This is a genomic window from Calditerrivibrio sp. (assembly GCA_026415135.1).
Lineage (GTDB): Bacteria > Chrysiogenota > Deferribacteres > Deferribacterales > Calditerrivibrionaceae > Calditerrivibrio.
Genome location: JAOAHS010000050.1, coordinates 1 through 3,533, shown reverse-complemented (window position 1 = coordinate 3,533; position 3,533 = coordinate 1). Strand labels below are relative to the sequence as shown.

5 protein-coding genes and 1 riboswitch are annotated in these 3,533 nt (G+C 38.9%); of the genes, 2 read left to right on the top strand and 3 right to left on the bottom strand.

The annotated features are described in order from the left end of the window. The coding region (locus N3C60_09015) for a hypothetical protein (protein ID MCX8085046.1) at nucleotides 1–192 on the top strand (192 nt) is incomplete at its 5' end. Between the two features lie 76 nt (nucleotides 193–268). After that, a complete protein-coding gene (gene rpmB, locus N3C60_09010) occupies nucleotides 269–460 on the top strand; it encodes a 50S ribosomal protein L28 (GenBank protein ID MCX8085045.1) in 192 nt (63 codons plus the stop codon). Between the two features lie 51 nt (nucleotides 461–511). Here the strand turns inward: rpmB and thiL are convergent, their stop codons facing one another. From thiL to thiC, 3 genes are read right to left on the bottom strand one after another with little or no spacing between them, the layout of a single operon-like run. Then, nucleotides 512–1,435 (bottom strand): thiamine-phosphate kinase, encoded by a 924-nt coding sequence (gene thiL, locus N3C60_09005; GenBank protein ID MCX8085044.1) that lies wholly within the window; start codon nucleotides 1,433–1,435, stop codon nucleotides 512–514. Between the two features lie 3 nt (nucleotides 1,436–1,438). Beyond that, complete coding sequence (gene thiE, locus N3C60_09000; GenBank protein MCX8085043.1) at nucleotides 1,439–2,077, bottom strand: thiamine phosphate synthase; 639 nt, start codon at nucleotides 2,075–2,077, stop codon at nucleotides 1,439–1,441. Further along, nucleotides 2,050–3,315, bottom strand: a complete 1,266-nt coding sequence (gene thiC, locus N3C60_08995; GenBank protein ID MCX8085042.1) for a phosphomethylpyrimidine synthase ThiC — start codon at nucleotides 3,313–3,315, stop codon at nucleotides 2,050–2,052. The genes thiE and thiC overlap by 28 nt, the downstream gene beginning before the upstream one ends. A gap of 81 nt (nucleotides 3,316–3,396) precedes the next feature. Further along, nucleotides 3,397–3,490, bottom strand: a riboswitch (TPP riboswitch). Nucleotides 3,491–3,533: the final 43 nt, after the last annotated feature.

Sequence of the window (3,533 nt, the reverse complement as noted above, 5' to 3'; positions counted from 1 at the left end):
CTCTCTTCCCATATCTTCTGCCATTTATTTTCAATAACCGATGGATTATACTTCATAAAAACAGCCTCCAATTTTCAAACTTTTTTAACAGAAAAAATAGCAGTATTTTTACAAAACATCAAGAAAAAGGTTGGGATTGGTTGTCATAATTTGAGCATATTGAAGATTAAAAAATATTTTCAAAACAGATAAAAAACCCCTTGATTATTTTTCATAATGTGATAGTATTATAACCCTTTTCGCGAAAGTAAGTAACAGGAGGCTATAAATGGCAAGAAGATGCGATATATGCGGCAAAGGTCCGATGTTTGGGCACAATATAAGCCATGCCCACAATGTGACTAGAAGGATATTTTACCCAAATCTCCACAGAATAAGGGTTCTAAATCCTGATGGCTCCAAGACAAGGATCAAGATCTGTTCTAAATGCCTTAAAGCTGGCAAAGTGAAGAAAGCTTAGAAAATAACTGGGGGGATTCCCCCAGTCCTTTGTTATAAAAATAAAAACATTTTATAACTCGTGCTCAAACCCTTTTCTTGAAATATCGACAAAATCACTACCTCTTTTTAAAAAAACACCTGTACCATCTACCACCTCTCCTATAAGGTACACAGAATCAAATCTTTTGATCCTTTTCATAAAGTCGGTCAGATATTCTCTGCCTACAGTAAAAGCCAAAGCATACTCTTCCCCTGAAGATACAAAATAATCTACAGGTGTACTAAGATTAAACTTTTCCAAATGTTTTAAAGGTAGCTTCTCCTCGTCTAAAACTATCCTTACCCCACTCTTTTCAGCTATATGCCCCAAATCCCTACCAAGCCCATCGCTGATGTCTATACAGGAAGTTACATAAGGTAACGTCCCCAATAACCTGCCCAATTCTACCTCGGCGACCTGCCTGTAATGGTATAAAGGATCTATATCATGTTCTTTCAAACCGAGCTCTTTTTCCAAGGAGATCTTTGAATAACCCAGCCCTCTTGAAACAAAAAGATAATCCCCAGCTTTAGCACCATTTCTTTTTAAAACATATCTATTTTTCTTAGCAATAATTGTGAAAGAAAGAAAGAAATCATGTTTTGATGATGTTGTATCTCCACCAATCAAATCAACATTATAAAAATCAAGGGCGTAGCGTAGCCCCTTTAAAAAGTTCTCATCTAAAAACTCATCATGAGCAGATATCCCCAACAACCCATAAAAAGGTGCTTTCCCTCCCATAGCAGCTATATCACTTACATTAGATGTTATAAGCTTAAACAATATATTCTCTACACCAGCAGACTTCTTAAAATGGATATCTGATACGATGATATCTTTTGCTATGAGAAAATCACCTATTAAAGCCGCATCATCACCAATACCTAATTCTCTATCCTTTAAATGGTATCTAACTGGCTTTATCTTTTTTAAAAAATCGAATTCTTTCATCTCTTACGGGAAAAAAGCCCTGAGTTGTTTAGCCACATCATAGGGTTTATCACTTTTACACAATTCAGAACTCACCGCCACCCCACATACACCAGAATCTACAAGCAAATGGCAATTTATCCGGTTTATCCCACCGATAGCTACCGCTGGTATCTTAGTGTTTGATACAAGGCTTTTTATCCCATCAGGCCCCAAAAGTGGTCTTAAGTCATCTTTTGTGGAGGTTTCAAAAGCTGGTCCCACACCTACATAATCCACATGAATAGTCTCAGCTACCTTTAAATCTTCCATATTATTACAAGAATACCCTACTACCATATCAGGGTAAAACTCTTTGATCACATAAGGGGGTATATCCTTTACCCCCACATGGATAACATCCAGATCTAAAGCCATAGCCAGATCCAGCCTATCATTAACACAGAGCATCACATCACAACCTTTCAAAAGTTCTTTAATAAAGATCCCGTTTTCATACCTTTGCCTTGCACTTAGTTTCTTGTCCCTTAGCTGTATAGCTGTAACACCACCTTCTACAGCTCCCAAGATAAAATCTCTCAAAGGGATCTTGAGCATGTCAGTTTCTAATATGAGATAGAGCTTTAGATATTTTGCTATATTCTGTCGATATTCACGGCACATAGCTTACCACACATGGTGCATGAATTTATATCATTATTTTTTTTGAACTTTTCCTTAGCCCTAACAGGATCTATAGCCAGAGAAAACATCCCATCCCAGTTTAACTCTTTCCTGTATTTACTCATCTGTATATCCTTTTGAATTGCACCGGGGTACCCTTTTGCTATATCAGCAATGTGGGCAGCAATCCTCGAAGCTATAACCCCCTCTCTAACATCGTCAGTATCAGGTAAAGATAGATGCTCAGCTGGTGTCACATAACATAAGAAATCAGCCCCAGCAGCTCCCGCTATTGCCCCACCAATAGCACTCGTAATATGATCGTAACCTGGAGCAATATCTGTGGGTAAAGGCCCTAAGATATAAAAAGGGGCATCATTACATAATCTCTTCTGAAGTATCATGTTTGCCTGTATCTGGTTTAACGGCACATGCCCTGGACCTTCTATCATCGCCTGAACATTCTTCTCCCATGCCCTCTGAGCAAGCTCCCCTAAAATGATTAATTCATCTATCTGAGCCCTATCCGTAGCATCAGCTATCGCTCCTGGTCTAAACCCATCACCCAGGCTCAGCGTTACATCATATTTATAAGCTATATCCAAAAGGTCATCATAAAACTCAAAAAGGGGGTTCTCTTTGCCATTTTTTCTTATCCAGTCTGCAAGTATAGATCCTCCTCTACTCACTATTCCACATATTCTATTGCTTCTATCCATCCTCGCAACAGACTCTTTTGTCACACCACAATGAACAGTTATATAATCCACACCCTGCTTACATTGCTCCTCTATCGATCTTAACAGCTTTTCTCCATCCATCTTATGTGTGGGAATATTCTTTTCAGCCAATCTTGCAGCAACCGCATATATAGGTACAGCCCCCACCATAACAGTGGACTCCTGTAGAATTACCTCCCTAATTCTTTCCAGGTCACCACCAGTGGAGAGATCCATCACGCTATCTGCACCTGCTTCTATAGCAACTTTCAACTTTTCCTTCTCAATCTCTAAAGTAGGACAATCACCACTAGTACCTATGTTAGCATTGACCTTAGTTCTAAGCCCCTTGCCAATACCCATCACCTTTGGAAAACTTCTGTTTTTGTTTTTAGGGATTACTATCTTACCCTCAGCAACATTTGTGATCAGTGTAATTTCATCGATCTGTTCGTCATTGAGCACTTTCTGCATTTCTGCAGTCAATACCCCTTTTTTGGCTGCTTCAAGCTGTGTCATATTTCCTCCAAAGTTTTTTTAAATCCGGCAGGTGGCATTAATGATTTAAAACAAAAAAGCCACCCGACGAATGGTCGGATGGCTTTTTACTCACCCGTTCCCTTCGCCGGCATTACCCGGATCAGGTTCGAGGGGTATTTCTCAGCCCTTTTAAAGAGCACCCCCACGGATAAAATCAAATATAACTATTTTAAAATAAAAATCAAGGTTTTTGTTGA